The sequence below is a fragment of the Flavobacterium sp. LS1P28 genome (assembly GCF_003970335.1).
Taxonomy (GTDB): domain Bacteria; phylum Bacteroidota; class Bacteroidia; order Flavobacteriales; family Flavobacteriaceae; genus Flavobacterium.
The window spans coordinates 59855-86178 of sequence record NZ_RYDI01000001.1 but is presented as its reverse complement, the minus strand read 5'-3'; the positions used below and the strand labels follow the sequence as shown (position 1 = coordinate 86178).

At 36.6% G+C, this 26324-nt stretch carries 21 protein-coding genes; 10 read left to right on the top strand and 11 right to left on the bottom strand.

Annotated elements, in window-relative coordinates; translation table 11 throughout:
* Positions 1-211: 211 nt before the first annotated feature.
* Positions 212-1204, top strand: a complete 993-nt coding sequence (gene dusB, locus EKL97_RS00340; RefSeq protein WP_126457620.1) for a tRNA dihydrouridine synthase DusB — start codon at positions 212-214, stop codon at positions 1202-1204.
* 122 nt (positions 1205-1326) lie between these two features.
* Here the strand turns inward: dusB and EKL97_RS00335 are convergent, their stop codons facing one another.
* Together EKL97_RS00335 and rbfA are read right to left on the bottom strand one after the other, a co-directional pair.
* Positions 1327-2526 (bottom strand): ABC transporter permease, encoded by a 1200-nt coding sequence (locus EKL97_RS00335; protein ID WP_126567730.1) that lies wholly within the window; start codon positions 2524-2526, stop codon positions 1327-1329.
* Between the two features lie 3 nt (positions 2527-2529).
* Entirely contained in the window at positions 2530-2922 is a 393-nt protein-coding gene (gene rbfA, locus EKL97_RS00330; RefSeq protein ID WP_126452046.1) for a 30S ribosome-binding factor RbfA, read from the bottom strand.
* 554 nt (positions 2923-3476) lie between these two features.
* Here rbfA and EKL97_RS00325 point away from each other — a divergent pair.
* The 3 genes from EKL97_RS00325 to EKL97_RS00315 are packed head-to-tail and all read left to right on the top strand — an operon-like array spanning position 3477 to position 8202.
* Entirely contained in the window at positions 3477-6314 is a 2838-nt protein-coding gene (locus tag EKL97_RS00325; protein ID WP_126567729.1) for a carboxypeptidase-like regulatory domain-containing protein, read from the top strand.
* Between the two features lie 10 nt (positions 6315-6324).
* The gene (locus tag EKL97_RS00320) at positions 6325-7680 is read left to right on the top strand and encodes a DUF5689 domain-containing protein (RefSeq protein ID WP_126561436.1); all 1356 of its coding nucleotides are present in this window, start codon (positions 6325-6327) and stop codon (positions 7678-7680) included.
* Positions 7681-7740: 60 nt separating this feature from the next.
* A complete protein-coding gene (locus EKL97_RS00315; protein ID WP_126561437.1) occupies positions 7741-8202 on the top strand; it encodes an FKBP-type peptidyl-prolyl cis-trans isomerase in 462 nt (153 codons plus the stop codon).
* A 327-nt stretch (positions 8203-8529) separates the two neighbouring features.
* Here the strand turns inward: EKL97_RS00315 and EKL97_RS00310 are convergent, their stop codons facing one another.
* Positions 8530-10710, bottom strand: a complete 2181-nt coding sequence (locus EKL97_RS00310) for a glycoside hydrolase family 97 protein (protein ID WP_126567727.1) — start codon at positions 10708-10710, stop codon at positions 8530-8532.
* A gap of 713 nt (positions 10711-11423) precedes the next feature.
* Between EKL97_RS00310 and hflX the strand changes: the two genes are divergently transcribed.
* Positions 11424-12674, top strand: a complete 1251-nt coding sequence (gene hflX / locus EKL97_RS00305) for a GTPase HflX (protein ID WP_126456307.1) — start codon at positions 11424-11426, stop codon at positions 12672-12674.
* 226 nt (positions 12675-12900) lie between these two features.
* On the opposite strand, the gene truB is transcribed toward hflX, so the two are convergent.
* The 4 genes from truB to EKL97_RS00285 all read right to left on the bottom strand — a co-directional run bounded on the left by truB (position 12901) and on the right by EKL97_RS00285 (position 15689).
* Positions 12901-13602, bottom strand: a complete 702-nt coding sequence (gene truB, locus EKL97_RS00300) for a tRNA pseudouridine(55) synthase TruB (protein ID WP_126567726.1) — start codon at positions 13600-13602, stop codon at positions 12901-12903.
* A 6-nt stretch (positions 13603-13608) separates the two neighbouring features.
* Positions 13609-14430, bottom strand: a complete 822-nt coding sequence (locus EKL97_RS00295; protein WP_126567724.1) for an undecaprenyl-diphosphate phosphatase — start codon at positions 14428-14430, stop codon at positions 13609-13611.
* 69 nt (positions 14431-14499) lie between these two features.
* Positions 14500-14742 carry a DUF3098 domain-containing protein gene (locus EKL97_RS00290; RefSeq protein ID WP_126455479.1) on the bottom strand — a complete coding sequence of 81 codons (243 nt, stop codon included), beginning with the start codon at positions 14740-14742 and terminating at the stop codon, positions 14500-14502.
* A 71-nt stretch (positions 14743-14813) separates the two neighbouring features.
* A complete protein-coding gene (locus tag EKL97_RS00285) occupies positions 14814-15689 on the bottom strand; it encodes a cell division protein FtsX (protein ID WP_126516266.1) in 876 nt (291 codons plus the stop codon).
* Positions 15690-15962: 273 nt separating this feature from the next.
* Between EKL97_RS00285 and EKL97_RS00280 the strand changes: the two genes are divergently transcribed.
* Both EKL97_RS00280 and EKL97_RS00275 read left to right on the top strand, forming a co-directional pair.
* A complete protein-coding gene (locus EKL97_RS00280; protein ID WP_126567723.1) occupies positions 15963-19427 on the top strand; it encodes a leucine--tRNA ligase in 3465 nt (1154 codons plus the stop codon).
* A gap of 161 nt (positions 19428-19588) precedes the next feature.
* Complete coding sequence (locus tag EKL97_RS00275) at positions 19589-20275, top strand: zinc metallopeptidase (protein WP_185964876.1); 687 nt, start codon at positions 19589-19591, stop codon at positions 20273-20275.
* A 173-nt stretch (positions 20276-20448) separates the two neighbouring features.
* Here EKL97_RS00275 and EKL97_RS00270 read toward each other — a convergent pair whose 3' ends face one another.
* The 3 genes from EKL97_RS00270 to EKL97_RS00260 form a co-directional block, all read right to left on the bottom strand.
* Positions 20449-20919 (bottom strand): Lrp/AsnC ligand binding domain-containing protein, encoded by a 471-nt coding sequence (locus EKL97_RS00270; protein ID WP_126457606.1) that lies wholly within the window; start codon positions 20917-20919, stop codon positions 20449-20451.
* Positions 20920-21199: 280 nt separating this feature from the next.
* Positions 21200-21949: a uroporphyrinogen-III synthase gene (locus tag EKL97_RS00265; protein ID WP_126455487.1), complete on the bottom strand. Its 750-nt coding sequence runs from the start codon at positions 21947-21949 to the stop codon at positions 21200-21202.
* A 13-nt stretch (positions 21950-21962) separates the two neighbouring features.
* A complete protein-coding gene (locus EKL97_RS00260; RefSeq protein ID WP_126457604.1) occupies positions 21963-22634 on the bottom strand; it encodes a DUF4271 domain-containing protein in 672 nt (223 codons plus the stop codon).
* Between the two features lie 103 nt (positions 22635-22737).
* Here EKL97_RS00260 and EKL97_RS00255 point away from each other — a divergent pair, with 103 nt between their 5' ends.
* From EKL97_RS00255 to EKL97_RS00245, 3 genes are read left to right on the top strand one after another with little or no spacing between them, the layout of a single operon-like run.
* On the top strand, positions 22738-23463 hold the full coding sequence (locus EKL97_RS00255; protein ID WP_126567721.1) for a polyprenol monophosphomannose synthase: 726 nt from the start codon (positions 22738-22740) through the stop codon (positions 23461-23463).
* 12 nt (positions 23464-23475) lie between these two features.
* Positions 23476-24816 carry a dihydroorotase gene (locus tag EKL97_RS00250; RefSeq protein ID WP_126567720.1) on the top strand — a complete coding sequence of 447 codons (1341 nt, stop codon included), beginning with the start codon at positions 23476-23478 and terminating at the stop codon, positions 24814-24816.
* A gap of 11 nt (positions 24817-24827) precedes the next feature.
* Positions 24828-25271 (top strand): DUF4296 domain-containing protein, encoded by a 444-nt coding sequence (locus EKL97_RS00245; RefSeq protein ID WP_126561444.1) that lies wholly within the window; start codon positions 24828-24830, stop codon positions 25269-25271.
* On the opposite strand, the gene EKL97_RS00240 is transcribed toward EKL97_RS00245, so the two are convergent.
* Entirely contained in the window at positions 25268-26269 is a 1002-nt protein-coding gene (locus EKL97_RS00240) for an NAD-dependent epimerase/dehydratase family protein (protein WP_126567718.1), read from the bottom strand. The genes EKL97_RS00245 and EKL97_RS00240 overlap by 4 nt on opposite strands.
* Positions 26270-26324 lie beyond the last annotated feature (55 nt).

Genomic DNA, 26324 nt, shown 5'->3' with positions numbered 1-26324 from the left:
CTTTTCCTTTTTTAAAGAAAAAAGGAAAAGGATTTTCACTGCAATCCCTCACGCAATCGCCAAACAGCGACTATTAATCTGCAAATATAAGCTAAATTCAACAGTTTCAAAGTCCCGAATTCGTAAACCAACACCTTTAATACGAAGTCTTTCTCCTTTCTTCTTTTCTCCTTTCAGCTAAATGTCGTAATTTTGCAAAAAATTAAGGACGATGATCAAGATTGGCAACATAATATTACCCGAATTCCCTTTACTTCTCGCACCAATGGAAGATGTGAGTGATCCGCCTTTTCGCAGATTGTGTAAAGCGCACGGTGCCGATATGATGTACTCCGAGTTTATTTCTTCCGAAGGATTGATTCGGGATGCCATCAAAAGCCGCATGAAATTAGACATCTTTGATTACGAACGCCCCGTTGGGATTCAGATTTTTGGTGGAGACGAAGAAGCGATGGCCATGTCCTCTAAAATTGTGTCTGCCGTAAACCCGGATTTAATCGATATTAATTTTGGTTGCCCTGTCAAAAAAGTCGTTTGCAAAGGAGCCGGAGCCGGCGTTCTTAAAGATGTAGATTTAATGATTCGCCTGACTAAAGCCGTTATTGATAGTACCCATTTGCCGGTAACCGTAAAAACCCGTTTGGGTTGGGACGATAACTCCATTAATATTGATGAAGTAGCAGAGCGTTTGCAAGATATTGGGGTTGCTGCTTTGAGCATACACGCCAGAACTCGTGCCCAAATGTACAAAGGCCATTCCGATTGGTCGCATATTGCCCGAGTTAAAAATAATCCAAGAATCACGATGCCTATTTTTGGTAATGGCGACATTGATTCTCCAGAAAAAGCATTGCAATATAAAAATGAATATGGTATCGATGGCATTATGATTGGTCGTGCTGCCATTGGTTATCCTTGGATTTTTGACGAAATCAAACATTACTTTAAAACGGGAGAACATTTGCCAAAACCTACCGTTATTGATAGAGTCGAAGCAGTTCGAAATCACCTTACTTGGGCCATGGAATGGAAAGGAGAAAGATTAGGAATTGTGGAAACAAGACCACATTACACCAATTATTTCAAAGGAATTCATTCTTTTAAACCCCACAAACAAAAATTAGTAACGCTGGACCGCCCTGAAGAATTATTCGCTGCTTTGAATGAAATCGAAGAAGCGTATGCGGGATATGAGTTGGTTTAAGCAGTATATATTAATCAACTTCTACCGCCAATTCGCTAATTTATAATAGCTTATTAATTAAACATCTTTGCTAAATCTAAAGAGTAATTTTTTTAAAAATTAGCGAATTAGCGGTAAAAAACTTACTCCAATAACTTCTTACTCACGCGACTACTTGCAATCAAGGATGCAATAAAGCCAAGGGTAATAATCGTCCCCATAACAATAAGTACATTTTCGAGAGAGAAAATCACAGGATAAGCCAGTGTAGGAGTAATCATTACAAGCTGAAGATGTTCTTGAAGTAGTACAATTATAATCCCTAAGGTTAGCCCAATAATTCCGCCAAAAACACTCAATAAAGTCCCTTGAAGCAGGAATATTTTTCGCAAATTTTTGATTTCAGTTCCCAAATTAAAAAGGGTTTTTAGATTCCCTTTTTTGTCTAAAATCATCATAATTAACGCGCCAATCAAGTTGAATAGTGCCACAACAATTACCAGAGTAAAGATTAAATAAACAACGATATTCTCGGTATTCAACATTTTGTAGAGCGAGTCGTTAAGTTGAGCCCTATTTTTTACGGTGATTTTATTCTTAAAAATAGTTTGAAGTTGATTTATAATAGCAGTTTCATCAGCACCCGTTTTTGCTTTGATTTCAATCCCGGAAACCTGATTGGTTTTGTATTCCAATAGTTCCTGCGCCAAACCTAAATCAGCAAAAACATATTTAGAATCTAAATCTTCGCTAATGGCGTAAATACCAACCGGAATTATATCCGTTTTGTTAAAAGCCTGTTCTTGATTTTCAATCGTGCCTTTTCCGGCTTTAGGCACCATTACTTCCAAATGATTATTAAAATCCAATAATCCCATCGAGAATTTCTGAGCAATTCCATACCCAACAACTACTTGATAGGTGTCAGGTTTAAACCATTGCCCATTGAAAAGTTTGGAGTCAATAGCATTTACTTTGCTAAAATTAGCATCAACCCCTTTTAAGTACGTAACTTGTTGTTTTCCGTCAAAAGTAAATAAAACACGCTCTTCGATGATTTTGGTATACCAAGCAATACCGTCTATTTTTTTGATTTGGCTTTCCTGATTGGGAGAAATCAAAAAGGATTTTCCTAAAGTGCTGCTTATTTTTAAATCCGGATCGATGTCATTGGTAAACGAAAGACTAAATACTTTTAGCCCGCTAAAAACGGATAAAACAACAAACAAAGCCATTGCACCAACAATAATTCCCATGCTGGCAATGCGATTGATGATGTTTATAGCATTGTTTTTACTATTGCTGAGGATGTATCGTTTGGCTATGTAGAGGGAGAAATTCAAACTTTATTGGAATCTGCGTTTGTCTAAAAGATCCCTGTTTTCAATAGGATTGTCTCTGTTGGCTAACGCATTGTCAATTTTTTCAATGTAATCTAAAGAGTCGTCAATAAAGAAAACCAAATTAGGAACTTTTCTTAATTGTAAACGAACGCGTTGTGATAAATCATGTTTTATAGTTTTAGCATTGGACTTCACCGCCTCTAAAATTTCTTTGGCTTTGTCCTGAGGAAAAACGCTTAAATGCACTGTCGCCACTGATAAATCTGTAGTTACAGTAACTTTGGATACCGAGATAATTAAATTAGCTACTCCATTTTTTCTCACTTCACCTTGCAGAATATCAACCAAATCTTTTTGGATAACCCCACCTATTTTTTTCTGTCTATTTGTTTCCATAGTGCAAAAATACTACTTTTAAGTTTTATCCCGAAGTTTCAGGACAAATTTTAAAAGTTACCTGACAATTGGGGTATTTTTAAATGCCTTTTCTGAAGAATAAAAAAGACTTTCCCTTTTATCAGGTCTTCAAATCGATAAACTCGCTAGCATTGAAGTAAAAACAACAGACAAATTTTGAATAAATAAGCTTGGGATCCTTTGAAACGAATGAAATTTTCAACTAAAATCGAGATGTTTTTTTTATGTTTTTTATTTTTAGCCTAAAGGGGAATTTATTTATTGAAAATCAATATGTTAGTATTTTTTTGTACATTTAACATTATAATTCGTTCGTGACAACAGGCTGAATTTTAAATACCACTTTTTTCAGCATTATAGTAGTAAGGTTTTATACCATTTTTCCAAAATTCATTTTTAATTGTTTTCAAAGTTATTCCCTTTCGGATGACGCTTTCTATGTTTTAGTTCAACCGTTGCAATTCATTGTAAAGGTTGAACTTTTTATTGGAATTTATAATTTTTATTAAATAGAACCCTCATCGTTTGAATATATGAATAATTTTTACATAGCTTTCTTTTTCATGGTTCAACTGGGATGCATTACGGCACAAAATAACACAGGCTTTTTTGGAAAAATCATCGATTCAAAAACGCAAATTTCGTTAGGTTTTGTGGTGGTCAGTGTTCAAAATACGACTTTAATGCAACTCACTAAAACGGATGGTAATTTCAGTTTTGATACCGTTCCCACAGGAAATATTTTGCTTCTGGTACACAGTCAGGGTTTTAAAGATGGCTTGTATCCCGTTGAAATTACCGAAGGACAAATGCTGGATTTGGGAACCATATCTTTAGAACAAGACCAATCCATAGAGCAGCAAAACAGTATCATCACACTTATTGAAAGTGATTTTGGCGAAGACAACAGCAGTTCCGAAAGTACTTCCGGACTCTTGCAATCCTCCCGAGATGCTTTTTTGCAAGCTGCCGCTTTCAACTGGGGACAAGCTCGTTTTAGAGTTCGGGGATTAGACAGCGAACATTCCACAATGATGATCAATGGCGTTTCCATGAATAAAATTTATGACGGCAGACCGCAATGGGGTGCATGGGGCGGATTGAATGACGCGCTACGTAATCAGGAATTTACCTTGGGAACTGCCCCTTCGGATTATACGTTTGGGGGTATTTTAGGGACACAGGAAATCAATACGCGAGCCTCTATTTACAGACCAGGTTCTCGAATTTCATTTTCTGGGACCAATACCAATTACAGTTGGCGCACCATGGCTACGCATGCTTCCGGAATGAATTCCCGTGGCTGGGCTTTTGTAGTTTCGGCAGGAAAGCGCTGGGCGCAAGAAGGGTATTTTGAAGGGACAAGTTATGATGCGAATTCCTTTTTTATAAGTCTCGAAAAAAAAGTAGGCGAGAAGCATTCGTTGAATCTCACGGCACTGTACACCCCGAATTCCAGAGCCAAAAATTCCCCTAATACAGCTGAAGTTACCCAATTGACAAACGTAAAATACAATTCGTATTGGGGTTTTCAAGAGAATGAAAAAAGAAACGCCCGCATCAAAACCATTGAAGAACCCATGATAATGCTGAATCATTATTTTAAAATCAATGATAAAACCAATTTGAATTCGAGTGTGACGTATCAATTTGGAACAATTGCCAACAGCAACATCGATTATCAAAATGCGAATAGTCCTGATCCAACGTATTATCGAAATATGCCCAGTTATTACAGCTCTCTTTATGCGCCTGATAATGGAGAATTCTCGGGTGCATTTACTCCGGATTATGAAAATGCAGAAAAAAGTAAAGCGGAATTTTTAGCCAATTCGCAAATCGATTGGACGGCATTGTACCAAGCCAATCAAAATCCGGTTTTGGATGCTAATGGAACAATTACGGGCTACGAACCCACAAAAAGCAAGTATGTTTTGTATGAAGATCAAGTAGAAGATCAGACAGCGGTGGCCACAACAAATTTGAGTGCGGAACTGTCGGAAAATATTTTTTTGAATGCAGGAGCATCTTTCAAAAAACTAAAATCGCATAATTCACAAAAATTGTTGGACTTGCTTGGCGGTTCCTATTTTGAAGATATCGATGCTTTTTATAGTGGAAATCAATCCCAGTCTGATTTGAATAGTCCCGACCGTCAAGTAGTTGTTGGGGATACGTACGGATACAACTATAATTATTTTGCCAATACTGTAGAAGCGTTTACCCAATTCAAATTCACCTACAACAAAGCGGATTTTTATCTGGCCCAGCATTTTTCTACTGCCAATTATCAAAGGGAAGGTCTGTACAAAAACGGAATTTATGAAACCAATTCCTTCGGGAAAAGCGAAAAAACAGCATTTGAAAACTTTGGCTTCAAAGCCGGATTCAATTTCAAAATCTCCGGCAAACAGCTGGTGACTTTTAATGCGGCGCATTTAACCAAAGCACCTTCTTTGAAAAATACGTTTGCGAATTCCCGATTGAATAATGCGATTGTAGACGGAATTGAAAGTGAGAACATCAGCAGTTTGGACGCCAGTTACATCTATCGTTCCCCAAAACTCAAAGCCAGACTAACTGCGTATTATTCCTTAATTAAAAATGCGACTCAAATTTCCTTTTTTTATGCCGAAGGAATTTTTGATGATGGCTCCGGTTATTTAAATACCGATGCTTTTGTGAGTCAGACATTAACACAATTGAATAAGAAAAATGTAGGGGCCGAATTCAGTTTGGAATACCAATTAAGCCAAACATTTAAAACCACTTTTTCGGCCGCTTTCGGGGAATATACGTATGACAGTAATCCAAGAGTGACTTTGACAAACGATGCTGAAGCAACTCCAGAAAATACCAGTCCGGTTTTTGATTTTGGAACGGCTTCCCTCAAAAATTATAAGCAAGCGGGAATGCCACAACGCGCGTATTCCGTGGGAATTGAATATCGAGATCCAAAATATTGGTGGATTAGCGCCAATGTAAATTACCTCACCAACAGTTATATTGATATTTCTCCTATTTCCAGAACCGAAATATTTTATAAAAATCCCGCAAGCGGTTTCAATTTTCCAGAGGCAACGGAGGAACGGGCTACAGTACTTATAAAACAAGAAAAATTTGATCCAACGATGTTGCTCAACCTTGTGGGTGGAAAATCATGGAGAATTTACGGAAAGAATGTCGGGATTTTTGCCAGCATCAATAATGTGCTCGATGTTACCTATAAAACGGGTGGTTATGAACAAGCCCGAAATGCAAATTTCAGACAAATTAATCAAGATGTTTCCAGTGGCACGCCTTCTTTTGGGCCAAAATATTTTTACGGATACGGAAGAACGTATTTTGTCAATCTTTATATCAATTTATAAATTAAAGCACATGAAATCAATATTTTGCAAACCGGTTCTATTTTTACTGTTGACAATCACTTTCAGCAGTTGCGTAACGGATGAGGTTGTGGCTCCAAAACTCATTTGCACCCAGCCGGATTTAGTTGTAAATAAAACAGTTAACGAAGTTCATGCTGTTGCGAATGCCATTGTAACACAGTACAAATACGAGGATGTCATCGAGGCGTATGTGGTTTCCAGCGATGAATCGGGAAATTTTTTCAAGTCGATTTCCTTTCAGACTTTGGCAACAGCCACAACGCCAGCCATAGGATTTAGCGTTCCTGTGGATGCTACCAACTTGTATATTGACTATAGATTGGGCAATAAAGTATATATAAAATTGAAAGATCAATATACGGATATTTCATTTGGCGGGATGCGTATCGGAAGTATTTTTGTGAATTCCTATAATGAAGGTGGCGTGGGGCGACTTTCACAAAATGAGTATAAAAAAGTGTTGAATGCGTCGTGTAGGAATGTAAAGGAGGAGGTTTTGGTTCGGTCGTTAACCATGGCGGAACTGCTGAATGATTCTAATTTGAATACGTTGGTCGAATTGTCTGATGTTCAGTTTTCAGCTTTGGCCATAGGGCGTCATTATTTTGAGGAAACCAATAATGTGGGCGGTGCGACAAATTGGGGATTAGTAGATAAATTAGGCAATCAAGTCTATTTTAGAACGAGTAGTTTTTCTGATTTTTCGACTAAAGTTGTTCCCGAAGGAAGCGGAAAAGTAAGGGGAATTTTGACAAAATACGGAACGGATTACCAATTATTGCCGCGTTCCGAAAAAGATGTGGTGATGACCGGAAGCAGAGCTGTTCCTTTTTTCTCCCAAGATTTTGAAAAAGTTGTCGATAAGTCGAATTTGAGTCTTCCCGGCTGGGCAAATATGGTTCAAAAAGGAACACTTTTCTGGAAAGGCACCGTTTATTCCGGTAACGGGTATGCCGAGTTTGCCATTAGCGGAACTAAAGTTGTTTCGAATGTGGCTTGGTTGATTTCGCCAAAAATTGACATGGATGTTCATACGAAAGAAGTCCTTACTTTTAGAAGCGCTCAGCATCATTTAGACGTTGATTCCCAGTTAAATTCCTTGGAAGTGTATGCTTCCAGTAATTTTGACGGATTGAATTTTGCAACTGCCACTTGGATTCCCTTAATGGTTAATTTGCCCAAACAAGCCACGCCTTGGTATCAATTTGTAGGAAGTGGCGCAGTAGATTTATCTGCATTCCAAGGTAAAATCAGCATTGCTTTTAAATATACAGGCTCCGGAAAAAACCTGGCTTTGGATGGCGCTTTTCAAGTAGATGACGTCCAGATTTTTGGTGATAAATAATTTTTATAAAAGGCTTTGCTTGAATTACTATATTTGCAACTTTAACATTTAAATTAAATTATGAAATCTACTTTATTAGCCCTAATTTCTTTATTATTTGTTTCTTGTTTATCGGATAACGAAGCATCTAAACCTGTTGATTACACGGTTCAAAACGAAAAAGAAATCGTGGATTACATTGCGAAAAATAAATTGACTGCCACAAAAACCGATTCAGGATTGTATTATGTGGTTAATGAAGCGGGAACTGGCGCTCAACCAACAGCTTCATCTAATGTAACAGTAGCCTACAAAGGATATTTTACTAATGGAAATGTTTTTGATCAAAGTGATGCTTCAGGCATTTCATTTGGTTTGAACCAAGTGATAAAAGGATGGACAGAAGGTATTCCCTTTTTTAAAGAAGGAGGAAACGGAGTTCTTTTAATTCCTTCTCATCTGGGTTATGGAAGCAACGGTAGTGGACCTATTCCAGCAGGATCTGTTCTTGTTTTCAATGTTAAACTGATCAAAGTAAATTAGTTAAAGAGAAAGATAAAACTAAAAAAGGCTGTCTAGATTTTCTAGGCAGCCTTTTCTGTTTTATGAATTTATGTGGTAGAATGAATTACAATACACGGATTATTATTATGAACTCGTTGGGTGTAATTAAAGAAAATTTCAATTAATCTTTAATAAAAAATTTGAACCGCATAGAGACATAGAAAAAAAGAGTAAGATAGCCTAATTCTTGGGTTCACATAGCTATGGTTTTCTAGGAAAAAGTGAAACGCATTACGGAATTTTAAAATCTATATTTCTATGTGGTTAAAAAATTAAACAAATTGAATTACACCCAACGGCTTATTATTATTTAATTTCAACGATGCTTATCGCATAACCTCCACCGGGCGCACTGAGTTGTGCCAGTTTTGATTTGTTAGTCACCGTCATTTTACGAATCGTATAGGCTTGTGGATTGGTTTTATAATGTGCCTCTTTTGCATCAGCATAAATAGTGGCAACATATTTTTTTCCTTTTTCCAAAAAATCAAATTTGATGGTTGATGTACGAGAAGTATCGCCATTTACATTACCAATAAACCAATTATTCGTCACTTTTGCTTTACGCGCAACAGTAACATATTGACCAGGTTCTGCTTCAAGGTATTTGCTGTCAGACCAATCTACGGCTACATCTTTGATGAACTGAAAAGCATCAGGAAAGCGATCGTAATTTTCCGGTGTATCGGCTGCCATTTGCAACGGGCTGTACATCGTTACGTACAATGCCAATTGATTTGCAATCGTACTGTTGACATGGGAATTATTATCCGGATTCAATTTGCTTAAATCCATTTCAAAAATCCCAGGAGTATAATCCATCGGTCCGCCTACTAAACGGGTAAAAGGCAACACTGTCACGTGATTGGGTTTAGAACCACCAAAAGCTTGGTATTCTGTTCCTCTTGCTGCTTCGTTACCAATTAAATTGGGATAGGTTCTTGAAATTCCCGTTGGACGAACCGCTTCGTGAGCATTCAACATAATTTTATATTCGGCTGCTTTTTCCAAAGCATATTGAAAGTGATTGACAATCCATTGGCTGTAGTGGTTTTCGCCTCTTGGCATAATATCACCTACATAACCACTTTTTACAGCATCGTATCCATTGTCTTTCATAAACTGATACGCTTTATCCATGTGGCGCTCATAGTTACGCACAGATCCTGAAGTTTCGTGGTGCATCATCATTTTAATACCTTTTGATTTGGCATATTCATGCAATCCTTTGACGTCAAAATCCGGATACGCAGTCAGAAAATCAAAAACATAATCTTTGGAATGACCAAACCAGTCTTCCCAACCTTCATTCCAGCCTTCTACTAAAACGGCATCAAAACCGTGTTTAGCTGCAAAATCAATGTATTTTTTTACATTAGTGTTGTTGGCACCGTGTTTTCCATTTGGTTTCGCTTTTGAAAAATCAGAAACGCCAAGTTGTACCGTTGGAAATTCATCCGTATACGCCCAAGAACTTTTTCCGGTGATCATTTCCCACCAAACACCTACATATTTAACGGGTTTTATCCATGATGTATCTTCAATTTTGCTTGGGTCATTCAAGTTCAATGTCATTTTTGAAGCCAGAATTTCTCTTGCGTCATCACTAACAATTATTGTACGCCAAGGCGAATGATTTGGGGCCTGCATGTATCCTTTGTCTCCTTTGGCATCTGGTGTTAACCAAGATTCGAATACCATATTTTTATCATCTAGATTCAAATGCATGCACGAATAATTGATTAATGCTGCTTCATGTAGATTGATATACAATCCATCTGCTGTTTTTAGCATTAGTGAAGTCTGTACTCCTGTTGTAGAAAAAGACTTTTGAGAAACATTTGCGGTAGTTGCTTTTTCTGATAAGCCTCGGATTTCCGATAATTTTGATGTGGTGTAATCGTATTCTTGAGTGTCATAATCACCCGGAATCCAAAATGCAGTATGATCTCCTGTCATGGCAAACTGAGTTCTTTCTTCTTTAATTACAAAATAAGTAAGGTTTTTTTGCGAAGGAAATTCATAACGAAATCCTAAACCATCGTCAAACAAACGGAAACGAATCACAATCTTTCTGTCTGTTTCTTTTTGATTTAAGGTTACTGCCAATTCGTTATAATGATTGCGAATGGAAGCTACTTCTCCCCAAACGGGTCTCCAGTTTTCATCAAAAGTAGCTGTTTGGGTATCTGTTATCGTGAAATTATTTAACAACGAATTTTTATCAAATAGTAATTCTTTTTCAGCGGGATTAGTACTATATGTCAAATCAAACAACATTGTTTTTTTGTCGCTTTTTAGTTCAAGACCCAGTTTACTAGGTTTTATAACGACGTTATTTTTGTAGCTCAAAGTGTAACTTGGAGTGCCGTCACTTAACAATGAAAAATCCATTGTGAATTTTTGGTTGGGTGATTTTAATTGTTGTGCCGCAACGTTACTTAAGAACGTTAAAGTGAATAGTAGTGAAAAAAGATAATGCTTCATTTTTATTGAATATAAATTACTAATTGATTTTTGGTTTTATAATTCGGCTTGATTTTTACGAGATCGTTTTATTTAAAACAGTAACAAAATTGTAGTTATCGCTGCAATTTCTTAAAAAGTAAAAGTAAACTCTTTATTGTTTATTTCACACTCTTTCCAGTGGAATAAAATTTGGAATGATGTACTGTTTTGTTCAATTTAATTGATAGTAAGTCAAAATTAGCGCCTAAACTGTTTTCAAATGATGCACTTTATTAAAATAGAACTAACATTTAATGTGTGCGAGGCAAGAATAAAATTTTTTAAAATAACTGTAAATTTGGCAAATTTTTTTAGCCACGAATTATCCTAATTTTCACTGATTTTTTTGAAATCAAATGGTGATTTGTGGCAAAATTTTTCTTTAGAAATAATCATTACGACCCGCTGATAAAAAAGATTTGGCAGATACTCACAGATTATTTATCGCTAAGAGAAAAAATCCGTTTAATCTGTGCTAATCTGTGGCAAAACTTTTCTCGTTCTGGAGTTAAATAGCAGTTTCATCTGGAGAAATACACGGCTGAATTTATTTTATTCGCAGGAAAACATTTCAACAGTATAATTTTCGGATCGACCAAAAAACTATCATTATTCACGGCTACTAATTTTTTATAAACCCAGAACTCAATAAGTCCCTGACAAATCATTAAATTTGTAACTTATTCAAAAATATGTTAGAAAAAGAAGTAATAAATTTCGAAAAGACGGCTATAGTTGGTATTGTAACTCAAAACCAAAGTGAAGAGAAGCTGCGCGAATATCTTGACGAATTAGAGTTTTTGACTTTTACCGCAGGAGGGCAAGTGGTGAAACGTTTTTCGCAAAAAATGGAACGTCCTAATCCCAAGACTTTTGTTGGTACCGGAAAAATTGAAGAGATTCATCTTTTTGTAAAAGAAAATGATATCTCGACTTTGGTATTTGATGATGAATTATCACCTTCACAACAAAAAAATATATCTAAAATCATAACGGAATGTAAAATTCTGGACAGAACGCACCTTATCTTGGATATTTTTGCGCAACGTGCTGAAACTTCGTACGCCAGAACGCAAGTAGAATTAGCGCAATGTCAATACTTATTACCAAGGCTTTCCGGAATGTGGACGCACCTTGAACGCCAAAAAGGGGGAATTGGAATGCGTGGACCTGGAGAAACCGAGATTGAAACCGACAGACGTATTGTTCGTGACCGAATCGCGTTATTGAAAGAAAAAATAAAAACCATCGACAAGCAAATGGGTGTGCAGCGCGGCAATCGTGGCGCTATGGTTCGTGTGGCTTTGGTGGGATATACTAATGTGGGGAAATCAACCTTGATGAATGCCGTTGGTAAAAGTGATGTTTTTGTAGAGAATAAACTTTTTGCTACGCTGGACACCACCGTCCGAAAAGTAGTTATTAAAAACCTTCCTTTCTTGCTTTCGGATACGGTAGGATTTATCAGGAAATTGCCAACACAACTGGTTGATTCTTTCAAAAGTACGCTGGATGAGGTTCGCGAAGCGGATTTGTTATTGCACGTAGTTGATATTTCGCATCCTGAATTTGAAGATCATATTGCATCCGTAAACCAAACTTTATTGGATATTAAGGCAAATGACAAACCGGTAATTATGGTTTTCAATAAAATTGATGCTTACCAGCATTTGACTATTGACGAAGATGATTTAATGACCGAAAAAACGCCAAGACATTATACGCTGGAAGAATGGAAATCGACTTGGATGAGCAGAGTAGGCGAGCAAAATGCGTTATTTATTTCGGCTACTAACAAGGAAAATTTTGAGGAATTCAGAGAACGTGTTTATGAAGCCGTACGTCACATTCACATTACCCGTTTTCCGTACAATAAGTTTTTATATCCGGATTATAAAGACGCGGTGGAGAAAGAAGACAAAGACGCGGAAGAAATGGAATAATTTTCTCCAAAACATAAAATAAACCAATCCCTTTTGAAGTTTTAAGAGGGATTTTTTTTGGGCATGTCCAGCTGTATCAGGTTGTACGCTGCACAACAAGTTCTCATAAAACGTGGCTGAACGAAGTAATTAAAAAAAGATATAATTAGGGATGAATTAATTTGGAAATTATTCTCGTTTTAAAAAAGCAACTAAGAATGTTGTTAGGGTTGAAAGTCTCAAAACACTAATTATTGGAGTCTAAACTATTTTCAAAAACAGTAACAGCTATACCATTCTTTACATCATAATCGCCAATTTTGGTTCGGCGTAAAGCCGTTAAGTGCGAACCAGAACCTATGGCTTTTCCAAAATCAAATGCCAAGGAACGAATGTAAGTTCCTTTGCTGCAAACTACTCTAAAGTCTATTTCAGGAAGTGCAATTCTGGTAATTTCAAATTCGTGAATCGTTGTTTTTCTGGTGGCAATTTCAACAGTTTCTCCTGCTCTGGCATGTTCATACAAGCGCACGCCATCTTTTTTTATAGCCGAATAAATAGGGGGTTTTTGATCTATTTCGCCTAGAAACTGTTTTATGGTATCATGGATTAAAGCATCATCAATATGATCTGTCGAGAAAGTTTGATCAATCTCCGTTTCTAAATCATACGAAGGCGTAGTCGCTCCAATGTAAAAAGTTCCGGTATATTCTTTGGCTTGACCCTGAAGTTCAGTGATTCTTTTGGTGAATTTTCCGGTACAAACTAACAGTAATCCGGTTGCCAAAGGGTCTAACGTTCCAGCGTGACCTATCTTGAATTTTTTTGGCAGATTCAGTTTAGTGATTAATGCCCATTTCAATTTATTCACCGCCTGAAAAGAAGTCCAGTTCAAAGGTTTGTCAATCAGTAAAATTTGTCCGTTTTGGTAATCTTCGGCTGTCTTCAAAGGAAATTATTTAAAGTATGAAAAGTAGATCAATAAAAAGATACCTACAATTATTCGGTACCAGCCCCATGGTTTGAAACCATATTTTTTGATAATTTCAATAAAAAATTTAATTGCTATAATGGCAACGATAAAAGCCACGACATTACCAATCAGGAATAATTGGATGTTTTCGTTAGACTTTAAAATCAATTCGTAGCCTTTCATTTGTGAAGTTTCGTAGGTTTTCAAGAACACAGAATAGCATGTTACCGCCATCATTGTTGGCACGGCCAAAAAGAAAGAGAATTCTGCCGCAGCATGCCGCGTTAATCCTTGTTGCATTCCTCCAATGATTGAAGCAGCAGAACGACTTGTCCCCGGCATCATCGCTAAACATTGCCAGAAACCAATAATTACAGCTTTTTTTACAGTAATATCTTCTTCTTGAATGACAGTGGGGCTTTGAAAACGACTGTCAATAAAAAGCAGAATTACACCTCCTATAATCAATACGATCGCAATAGGAATAGGATCTCCAAGAACGGCTTCAATCGTTTCGTCAAATAACTTTCCTAAAACCAGTGCTGGAATAACGGCATAAATGAGTTTGAGATAAAATTTGATGGCGATACTTCTGGAGGAAAAATCAAAAAATTTCTTCCAATATAAAGCTACAACGGCTAAAATGGCTCCGAACTGAATAGAAACCTGAAAAAGCTTCACAAAATCATCTTCTTGAATTCCAAAATAGGAACTTAGGAAAACCATGTGGGCTGTGGATGAAACTGGAAGATATTCTGTTAATCCTTCGATTATGGCAATTAAAAAAGCTTGTAATGTATTCATTATAGCGTGATCAGTGTTCTGTTTTTAGTAGTCTGTTAATCAGTATTGTAACTTATAATGCGTCACTGTTTATTGTTTTTTTGGGCTTTTGAGAATGGCATATATAGTTATGCCAAAACCAATTAAAACAGTTGTTGGCGCAAGTCGAATTCTTCTAAAATTGAAGATGTCTTCGCTAAATACATTTGGATCATCACTTCCTCCGCCGGCCATTAGAACAAATCCCAAGGCAATTACACCAATCCCGATTAAGAGAATTTTATAATTTATTTTGTCAAAAAGAAATTCTGGTTTGTGGTTGTTGTTTTCCATTTTATGAGATTGATTTAAACGCTGAATGGTGAGAATTTGAGTAAACAAATAGCCAAATCAATGAGTAAAAATTAATATAAATCGTCTGTTCTTAAATTCAAGAACCGTTGTGTTGCAAAATGCGTGCTTAACCAGGTAATTAAAATACCAATTCCTAGAACACTCAATAAAACAAGTCCAATTAATGCTTTGTCTTCTAATATGCCAAGATTTGGAAAACTGGTTTCTATATAAATCAGTACACCAGTCAAGGCTATTATGGCTAAAAAAGCTCCAATCATGCCCAGTTTTATACTTCGCATTACAAAAGGTTTTCTGATAAATGATTTGGTAGCACCTACCATTTGCATGGTCTTAATGATGAATCTGTTAGAATGTATGGACAAACGCAGCGAACTATTGATCAGTAATACGGCAATAAAAGATAAAAAACCGCTGATTATCAAAATCCACATGCTTACTTTTTTGATGTTGTCGTTCACCAGATTTACTAATTGTTTGTCATACACAATATCGGAAATCATAGCGTTTTTGCGTAAGCTAGCTTCGATTTTTGTGATGCTGTCCTTTATTACATAATCTCCTTTCAGGTGAATGTCATACGAATTTTGCAACGGGTTTTCTCCCAGAAATACCAGGAAATCCTCCCCTATAATATCGGTATGTTGTTTTGCAGCAGCTTCTTTGGTTACATAATCGTATGATTTTACAAAGTGACTTGCTTTTAATTCAGTTCCAAAAGCTTTTAATACCGTGTCATTGGCTTCGTTTTTGAAAAAAACGGTCATAGCAATATTTTCCTTGAAATCGTTCGCTAATTTTTTAGAATTTATAATGAAAAGACCCAATATTCCCAACAGAAATAAAACCAAGAATACACTTAGCACTACTGAGAAATAAGAGGAAATTAAACGTCGTTTTTGGAAATTATCAAAGGAAGAACTCATAGTTTACTGAAATTATTGGGTAAAAATAACAAAGAATTTCTTTATTTAAAGTTAATAACGCTCAAAGTTTCAACTTTCGTACAATAAACGTAAATTTGCGACCTAAAAATAGTCATCGTAATAAAAGGTAGAACCTCAGTTGCTCATTTGTTCAGAACCTTATAAAAAGGACTTGAGTGCGCGACAGCATGACTCCATTAAAAAACAATAAAAAAGAGGAATGACTTGAGTGCGCGACAGCATGACTCCATTAAAAAACAATAAAAAAGAGGAATGAAATACAATCCGAACGAAATAGAGACCAAATGGCAGAAATATTGGTTAGAAAACCAAACATTTAAAGCTGAAAATAACTCAGAAAAACCTAAATATTACGTACTGGATATGTTTCCTTATCCATCTGGAGCAGGATTGCACGTAGGACATCCGCTGGGATACATTGCCTCTGACGTGTATTCCAGATACAAAAGACACCAAGGTTTTAATGTGTTGCACCCTATGGGCTATGACAGTTTTGGTTTGCCTGCTGAGCAATATGCCATACAGACTGGTCAGCGTCCTGAGGATACTACTTCGGTAAATATTGACGGCGGAACGGATAAAGAAGGAAATAAAATTGCAGGATACAGAAAGCAATTGGACAAAATTGGATTCTCTTTCGACTGGAGTCGAGAAGTGCGTACTTCAAATCCCGATTATTACAAACACACACAATGGATTTTCATTCAATTATTCAATTCATGGTACAATAAAAACAGCGACAAAGCCGAAGATATTTCGACTTTGGTTTCGATTTTCCAAAAAGAAGGAAATGCAAATGTCAATGCGGTTTGCGATGAAAATAGTGAAGTTTTTTTAGCAAATGAATGGAACGCTTTCGCAAAAGAGCAACAGGAGCGAATTTTATTGCAATACAGATTGACCTATTTGGCCGAGACTGAAGTAAACTGGTGTCCGGGATTGGGAACGGTTTTAGCAAATGACGAAATCGTAAATGGTGTTTCAGAGCGTGGCGGTTTTACAGTGGTGCGCAAGAAAATGACACAATGGAGCATGCGAATTTCGGCTTATGCAGAACGTTTACTGCAAGGCTTAAACGATATTGACTGGAGCGAAAGCATTAAGGAAAGTCAGAGAAACTGGATTGGGAAAAGTGTTGGGGCGATGGTAACCTTTAATCTCCTCCCCCCAGCCGCCTCCAAAAGAGGGGGAGCCGAGCCTGGGTACATGACAGGGGATTCTCAGAATGCTAAACATTTATTGGTTAATGCCAAGGAAATGCGAAAAGAACCAACATTTGCTGAAGCGTTATTGTGGGATGCTGTTCGGAATAAAAAATTAGACAGTAAGTTTAGAAGACAACATTTAATTGGTAATTATATTGCTGATTTTGTTTGTTTGGAAAGTAGATTGGTTGTTGAAGTTGATGGAGAATATCATAATACTCCTGAACAAATAGAACTTGATGAAGAAAGGACTTTTGAATTAGAACAAAAACACAGATTCAAAGTTATTCGATTTTCAAATGATGAGGTAAAAAAAGATATTGAAGCAGTTTTGTCTAAAATTCAAACTGAATTAAATAATAGAAAACGAGAAGATATTACGAATTCAGTTTCGGCTCCCTCCCCTTCGGGGAGGGTTGGGGTGGGGATTTTCACCACTCGGCCCGACACCATCTTTGGAGTTACATTCATGACATTGGCTCCAGAGCATCCTTTGGTTCAAGAAATAACAACTGAGGAACAAAAAGCGGCAGTCAATGCATATATCGAAAAAACGTCAAAACGTTCCGAAAGAGAACGTATGGCCGATGTTAAAACCATTTCTGGAGTATTTACTGGTGCTTACGTAGAGCATCCTTTTACGAAAGAACCAATTCCGGTTTGGATTGGGGATTATGTTTTGGCAGGTTACGGGACAGGCGCGGTTATGGCGGTTCCTTGTGGCGACGAAAGAGATTATGCTTTTACGAATTTCTTCAAAGGGCAACAAGGCATGCAAGAAATCAAAAATATTTTTGCCAATGTAGATATTTCTGAAGCTGCATACGTTTCGAAAGACAATGTGATTATCGCCAATTCTGATTTCCTAAACGGATTAACGTACAAAGAAGCGACTAAAAAAGTAATTGAAGAATTAGAAAAACTAAACCAAGGAAAAGGAAAAATCAATTACCGTTTGCGTGATGCTGTTTTCTCGCGCCAGCGCTATTGGGGAGAGCCGTTTCCGGTATATTATGTGAATGGCTTGCCGCAAATGATTGCAGCAAAACATTTACCAATCATCTTGCCAGAAGTAGAGAAATACTTACCAACCGAAGACGGGCAACCGCCTTTAGGTAACGCTTTGGTTTGGGCTTGGGACAGTGTAAATAATAAAGTGGTTTCGAATGAGCTTCTCTCCCCTCCTTCGGAGGGGTTGGGGGAGGGAACTATATTCCCATTAGAATTGAACACGATGCCAGGTTGGGCGGGAAGTTCATGGTATTGGATGCGTTATATGGATGCGCAGAACGAAAGCGAATTTGCAAGTAAAGACGCATTGGCATATTGGGAAAGCGTAGATTTATATATTGGCGGAAGCGAACATGCCACCGGACATTTATTGTATTCCCGTTTTTGGAACAAATTCTTGAAAGATAAAGGTTTTGCTCCAACCGAAGAGCCATTCAAAAAACTGATCAATCAGGGAATGATTTTGGGAATGAGTGCATTTGTTTATAGAGTGATGTGGGGCGTTATTGGTAATCCAGATGTATTTGACGAAAGTCAATTACCTAATATATTCGTTTCTAAAAATATTGATAAAAACACTTTGAAAAAGGAACTTCAAAGTGTTTTGAATAAATTATTTGGTTTAGATAATGTTATGCTTCGTGATGGAGAAATAGATTTAAATCAAATTCACGCTGATGTTTCAATGGTTAATTCTTCTGATGAATTAGATATTGAAAGATTCAAAGCTTGGAGAGAAGATTATGCAGATGCGGAATTTATCACCGAAGAAAACGGAAAATACATTGTAGGTCGCGAAATCGAAAAAATGTCGAAATCCAAATACAATGTAGTAACGCCAGACGATATTTGTAACGAATATGGAGCCGATACATTGCGTTTGTATGAAATGTTCTTAGGACCATTGGAACAAGCAAAACCTTGGAATACAGCAGGAATATCAGGAGTTTTTGGTTTCTTGAAAAAATTATGGCGTTTGTATCATACTGGACCAGACGACTCTTTCTACGTTTCTGACTCCCCTTCTTCGGAGGGGTTGGGGGAGAATCTAAAATCATTGCACAAAACTATCAAAAAAGTGGCAGAAGATATTGAAGGGTTCTCTTTTAATACATCGGTTTCACAATTTATGATTTGTGTGAATGAATTGTCAACACAGAATTGTCATTCTCGTGCAATCTTGGAGCCTTTAGCGATTGTGATTTCGCCGTATGCACCCCACATCGCCGAAGAATTATGGTCGTTGCTAGGAAATAAAGGTTCGATTGCAACAGTTGCTTTTCCTGTTTTTGAAGCTAAATATTTAGTAGAAAGTGAAAAGGAATATCCGGTTTCTTTCAATGGAAAAATGCGTTTCACGATGGTTTTGCCTTTGGATTTAACCAAGGAGCAAATCGAGAAAATTGTAATGAAAGATGAAAGAACCATCAAACAATTAGAAGGAAGAACGCCAAACAAGGTAATAATTGTTCCGGGAAAAATTATTAATTTAGTGGGGTAAATTTTTAACAAACATACTAATCCGTATAAATCTGCGCATATCCTTTTCATCCGCGTAATCTGCGTTCCATTTTTAGGAATGCCAAATTGACGCAATAAAAAAATGGTTCAGATTTTGATAATTCTTTTGTAACTTTAAATAATAAATTAAAAAACAAAAATATGGGAATGGGTTATTTGATTCTTGCCGGAGCAATCATGCTTTTCAGCTGGTTAGTTAGTTCAAGACTAAAAAGCAAATTTGAACATTATTCTAAATTGCAATTGCAAAACGGAATGTCCGGTGCTGAAATCGCCGAGAAAATGCTTGCCGATAACGGGATTCGTGATGTACGAGTAATCTCTACACCGGGGCGTTTGACGGATCATTACAATCCATCTGACAAAACTGTGAATTTAAGCGAGGCCGTTTACAACCAAAGAAATGCGGCTGCGGCAGCTGTTGCGGCTCACGAATGTGGACATGCGGTGCAACACGCTGTAGGGTATCAGTGGCTGACAATGCGATCTAAATTAGTGCCGGTGGTAAATGTAGCCTCTACGTATATGCAGTGGATCTTGCTAGGAGGAATCTTGATGATGAAGACTTTTCCGCAATTACTACTGGTGGGAATTATCATTTTTGCAGCAACTACTTTATTCTCTATAGTTACTTTGCCGGTCGAATATGATGCGAGTAATCGGGCGTTGGCTTGGTTAGAAAATAAAAGGATGCTGACACAACAAGAACAAGCGGGAGCCAAAGATTCGCTTAAATGGGCTGCTAGAACGTATGTTGTGGCTGCTTTAGGATCCATCGCTACACTCTTGTATTATGTTTCGATTTATATGGGAGGAAGAAGGAATTAGATGTTTGCTAAAAAAATACAAATCCGTCTTGTGTAAGAATAAGAACAAGACGGATTTTTTTGCCTCTATTTCATCTCGACGGAGAAGAAATCTCATCAAGTTATTCAGATTGTATGATTTCTCCTACGCAGAAATAACAAAGTTCATGGAGTCACAAAGGGATAAAAGTGGTGCTACAATTGAATTTGTCTTTCAATTTGTTGGTCCAAAGAAATAAAAGTTTCTGTTCTGGAAACGCCTTCTATCGCTTGGATTTTGGTATTGAGTAATTGCATTAAATGTTCGTTATCTCGACAAATTATTTTAATAAGAATAGACCAGTTTCCTGTCGTATAATGGCATTCTAGTACTTCAGGAATTTTTTTTAGATCACGTACCGCCTCTGGATTTCTAGCCGCTTTGTCCAGATAAATTCCAACAAAAGCCATCGTGTTATAGCCCAAAATTTTATTGTTTACCGTAAATTTTGATCCCGAAATAACGCCGGATTGTTCCAGTTTTCGCAAACGTTGATGAATCGCAGCTCCGGAAATTCCAATTTTATTGGCGATTTGAAGAATTGGCTTTCGGGCATCTTCCATCAAGTCGCGCAAGATTTCTTTATCGATACCGTCAATTTCTACTACTAGTGAATTGATTTTCATAGGTTGTTGTTTTAAACTAAACTATTAAATTTAGTTTGAATTGAAAATCAAATTTAAAAAAAAAACGATTAAATTTAGTATTTGTTGAGTTTTATGTGATATTGAGCGCAGTCTGGATGCTAAAATGATTTTCGATTGTGCTCGAACTGACAGTAGTACTAATTTATATGTATCAGTAATACACGATAAAGAACCACAACGGAATTTTAGATTTTGTATTATCAAAAAAGCCATTCGGATTGCGAATGGCTTTTTTGATTTTATTTCGAAAAGTAATTTTTTATTTTCCTTTGTTGGCTTCCGTGATATATTTCTCTAAAGCCATTGTCATCGAAGGCGTTTCTGGTGTTGGTGCAAGAATATCGATTCTTAAGCCATGATCCAAAGCTTCTTTTTGGGTGGTACTGCCAAAAACAGCAATTCGAGTATTGTTTTGCTCAAATTCTGGAAAATTCATGAACAATGATTTTATCCCAGTTGGACTAAAGAAGGCCAAAACATCATAATATACATCGGCTAAATCAGACAAATCGCTCATCACTGTTTTGTAAAAAATAGCGGGAGTCCAGTCTACTTTTAAGGCGTCCAGCGTTATTGGAGCATCCGCATTGAGTTGATCTGAAGCAGGTAATAAGAATTTTTCGTCTTTGTATTTTTTAATCAGTGGGGATAAATCGGCAAAGTCTTTTGGTCCAACGTAAATTTTCCGTTTTCGATATACCACATATTTTTGCAGGTAAAAAGCGACTGCTTCTGATTGGCAGAAATATTTTAATCCCTCGGGTACTTTAAATCGCATTTCTTCGGCCACTCTGAAAAAGTGGTCTACTGCATTTCTACTGGTTAAAATAATTGCGGTGTAATGATTAAGATCAATTTTTTGAAGTCGGATCTCTTTTGCATTAACTCCTTCTACATGAATAAAAGGCCTGAAATCAATTTTTACTTTATGCTTTTGTTGAAGTTCAAAGTATGGGGAATTTTCCACTTTAGGCTCTGGTTGTGATACCAAAATTGTTTTCACTTTCATATTTTAACGTTTTCTAAGCACTCCCTTTTGTGAACCAATAATACATGAAATAATAGGGAGCTATTTCGAGAGCGCAAAGATATAAAATAAAATAAAACAACTTACCGATTATTAAATTTTGATAATTTTTTATTGAAATAAAATAAGTTATAACATTGATTGTCAATATAATGCCTATAATTAATAATGGAATATTTATTGAGATTGTGTCGTTATAAAACAAAATAATATTGAATGGCAGTATGATTAATCCAATATAGGTCCTGTAAGTTACCTTTTGAAGGTTGAACTGCTCCATAAATTCTTCAATATTGAATGAGGTTGCAATTATTTTTTCGATTAAATACTTTGCTAAAACGAAGAAGATCAAGAACGTAAATATTTGAATATAAAGCAACCAGTCCGTTTTTGAAACAGGGCCAAAATAGCTCAATGCAATTTGGATGAAGAACGCAAGGGAGATGATTTGAACCAAAAATAAAGCAACAGTGAATCCGCTTTTGAGATGACTGCTGTCACGGTATACTTTGGTGTATTTATTGGAGAAAATAAGGTTCGCAAAATCACCAAAACGATTTTCGAAAATGGATCTAGTAATAGCAATAATAGCAAATGACAGCACAAAAAGTACGGTCGCCCAGTCTTTGTTCTCTGTTATTCTTGGATGAAGTATGGTTTCTATCATAACAGTGCAAAATTACTAATTTTTATGCCATTCTTTTTATTATAATTTTATTAAGGATCAAGTGGCATAAAAAGTTTACTTTTGCGGTGAAATTAGCCTAAATATGAATGATTGTATTGTTATAATTCCTACCTATAACGAAATTGAAAATATAGAAAGCATTATCCGATCGGTGCTTTCTCAACACAAACCCTTTCATGTGCTTATTATTGATGATAATTCACCAGATCACACTGCTGATAAGGTTGTTTTGCTTCAGAGAGAATTTGCAGGCAGATTGTTTTTAGAAAAAAGAAATAAGAAATCAGGTTTGGGAACGGCTTATGTACATGGATTCAGATGGGCATTGGAGCGCCGATATGAATATGTTTTTGAAATGGATGCCGATTTTTCTCATAATCCCAATGATTTAGAAAAATTGTACAGTGCCTGTCATTTTGGGGATGCTGATTTAGCAATTGGATCTAGATATGTAACCGGTGTCAATGTGGTGAACTGGCCTTTAAGCCGGGTGCTAATGTCATATTTTGCCTCTGTTTATGTGCGCATGATTACCGGAATGAAAATTCATGATGCTACCGCTGGGTTTGTCTGTTACAAAAGAAAAGTTTTAGAAGAAATCCATTTAAATTCCATTAAATTCGTTGGGTATGCCTTTCAAATTGAAATGAAATATAGAACATATTGTAAGAATTTTCAAATCGTAGAGGTTCCAATTATTTTCACTGATAGAACCAAGGGGCAATCCAAAATGAGTAATTCAATAATTATTGAAGCCGTTTTTGGAGTTATTTCGCTTAGATTAAAAAGACTTTTCAATACATTATAAGAAAAAAATACGATGAACAGGGTTTTAATAAAGAATGCCAAAATAGTAAATGAAGGAGTCATTTTTGAAGGTGATTTGTTAATTGAGAATGACCTTATTGTTGAAATTGCAGAAAGCATCAGCGCTAAATCCTCTGAATGTAAAATCATTGATGCCGAGGGAAATTATTTAATTCCCGGAGCCATTGATGATCAGGTGCATTTTAGAGAGCCAGGACTCACGCACAAAGGCGACATCGAATCCGAATCTAAGGCCGCAATTGCAGGGGGAATTACGTCCTTTATTGAACAGCCGAACACGGTTCCGAATGCGGTTACCCAAGAAATATTAGAACAAAAATACGAGTTGGCTGCCCAAAAATCGTATGCGAATTATTCGTTTATGATGGGTGCAACCAATGATAATTTAGAAGAGGTTCTAAAAACAAATCCAAAGAATGTTGCCGGAATCAAAATATTTTTAGGATCCTCAACGGGAAATATGCTGGTGGATAATGAAGCCACTTTAGAAAAAATATTTTCCAGTACACCACTGCTTATCGCGGTACATTGCGAGGATGAAACGACTATCCAAAATAATTTAGCAAAATACAAAGCAGAGTATGGAGAAGATGTTCCCATTACCGCACATCACCTGATCCGCAGTGAGGAAGCGTGTTATATTTCGTCTTCCAAAGCGGTTGCGCTGGCGAAGAAAACAGGAGCGCGTTTGCATGTTTTTCACCTTTCAACTGCTAAAGAAATGGATTTGTTTACCAATAAAATTCCATTGGAAGACAAGAAAATCACAGCTGAGGTTTGTATCCATCATTTGTGGTTTACCAATGATGATTATGCAACCAAAGGCAATCTGATCAAGTGGAATCCCGCGGTAAAAACTGCGAATGACCGGAAAGTGCTTTGGGAAGCCTTGCTGGATGATAGAATCGATGTGATTGCCACAGATCATGCGCCACACACATTAAAAGAAAAAAAACAATCGTATTTGAATGCGCCTTCCGGTGGGCCTCTGGTTCAACACGCTATTGTGGCTATGTTTGAAGCCTTTCATCAAGGTAAAATTAGCGTGGAAAAAATTGTGGAAAAAATGTGTCATAATCCGGCAAAGATTTTCAAAATAGAAAAACGTGGTTTCATTAAAGAAGGCTATTATGCGGATTTAGTGATCGTAAATTCAGGTTTGCCGTGGAGTGTTAAGAAAGAAAATATTATGGCTAAATGTGGGTGGTCACCATTTGAAGGTTTTACTTTTAAGTCCAGAATTACCCATACTTTTGTAAATGGACAATTAGTATATAACGCATTTAAGGTAAAAGACATTCGTGTGGGCAAACGGTTGTTGTTTGAAAGATAAATTTTTGATAAATGAAAAAAATTATAGCATTTTTAGCGATCGGGACTCTCTTATTAGGTTGTAAAGAGGAAGTAGTCAAAAAACCGGAACGGCTTATTGATAAAGACGTTATGATAAATGTGATGTATGATTTGTCTGTTTTAGAAGCGATAAAATACCAAAATCCAGCCTCCCTGGACACGTTCAAAATAAATCCTACACAATATATTTATAAAAAATATAAAATTGACAGCCTGCAGTTTGCCAAAAGTAATATTTATTATGCGTCCGATTATGAGGGTTACAAAGTGATGTTTGAGCAAATGACCCAACGATTGGAGGATAACAAAAAACAAGTTGATTCTTTACTTACCATAGATAAAAAGAAAAAGAAATCCCTTCTTTTGAAAAAGAAAAAAACGCCTGTAATTGTTAAGGATACTTCGCGATTAAAACAGAATGAAGCGCCCTTTTAAAGCGTTGAAATGTCTTTTATGTAGTCGGTGATATTTGTAAAATCTGTTTTTAATCTGTTTTTAATCTTTTCATTGGAATACCTGTTTTTCGAGTAGGAAGCTTTTGCGGTAGCGTGCGATAATTTTCTCTTTTGTTGAAAAATAGTAGAAACGCACCAATCCAATCTCCAGAGAATTTCCATGAAAAAGGGTTTTGCATGAGTTTCTGGTCGTTTCACGCCCAATGCATCCGCCATAGTATTCAGGATGTCCCGGTAAACACTGTTTTCTGCAATCAAGGTAAAGCGTTCATTCTTGATTTCGCTTTGCATCAATTGATGCGCAATTCGGACCACATCAGTAACTGCAACAAATCCGGTTGAACCTAGCGTGTAAAATTGCAGTCCCTTTTTTACTTTCGTAAAAAGTTGTCCGCTTCCTTGCTCCCAATCCCGAAACTTCGGGACAGGCCCGAGAATGATGCCTGGATTTACAATTATCACATCTAAACCTTCTTGTTGTCCGCGCCAGATTTCCATTTCGGCACCATATTTAGAAATAGCATAATCAGTATGGTACTTTTCCGGATTCCATTCGGTTTCTTCGGTGATGAATTTTTCATGAGGCAGCAAATCACCCAAAGTGGCAATGGAACTTACAAAACACAGTTTTTTTATTTTATAAGCGATACAAAAATTCACAATATTTGCGGTGCCTTCAATGTTTGTTTTTCGCAAAGCATCTTCATCTTTTGGATCAAAAGAAATCAAAGCGGCACAATGGTAGACGGAATTAATATTCTGGAAGGCGATTTCTAACGAAGGGATTTCGGTAATATCTGCGGGAATCCATTCGATTTGCTCGAATAACGATTCCTTTTTGTAGATGACAAATAGGGATTTCGTTTTCTCCATTGAAGCAATACTTCGATAAATAGCACGTACTTTTTCTCCATTTTCAATTAAATGAAGCAATAAATGCGTGCCTACTAAACCCGTTCCTCCTGTGACTAAAATCATGCTACGAAAATACGAATAATTTTTTTTGAATAACCTATTAAACAAATAACCGAAT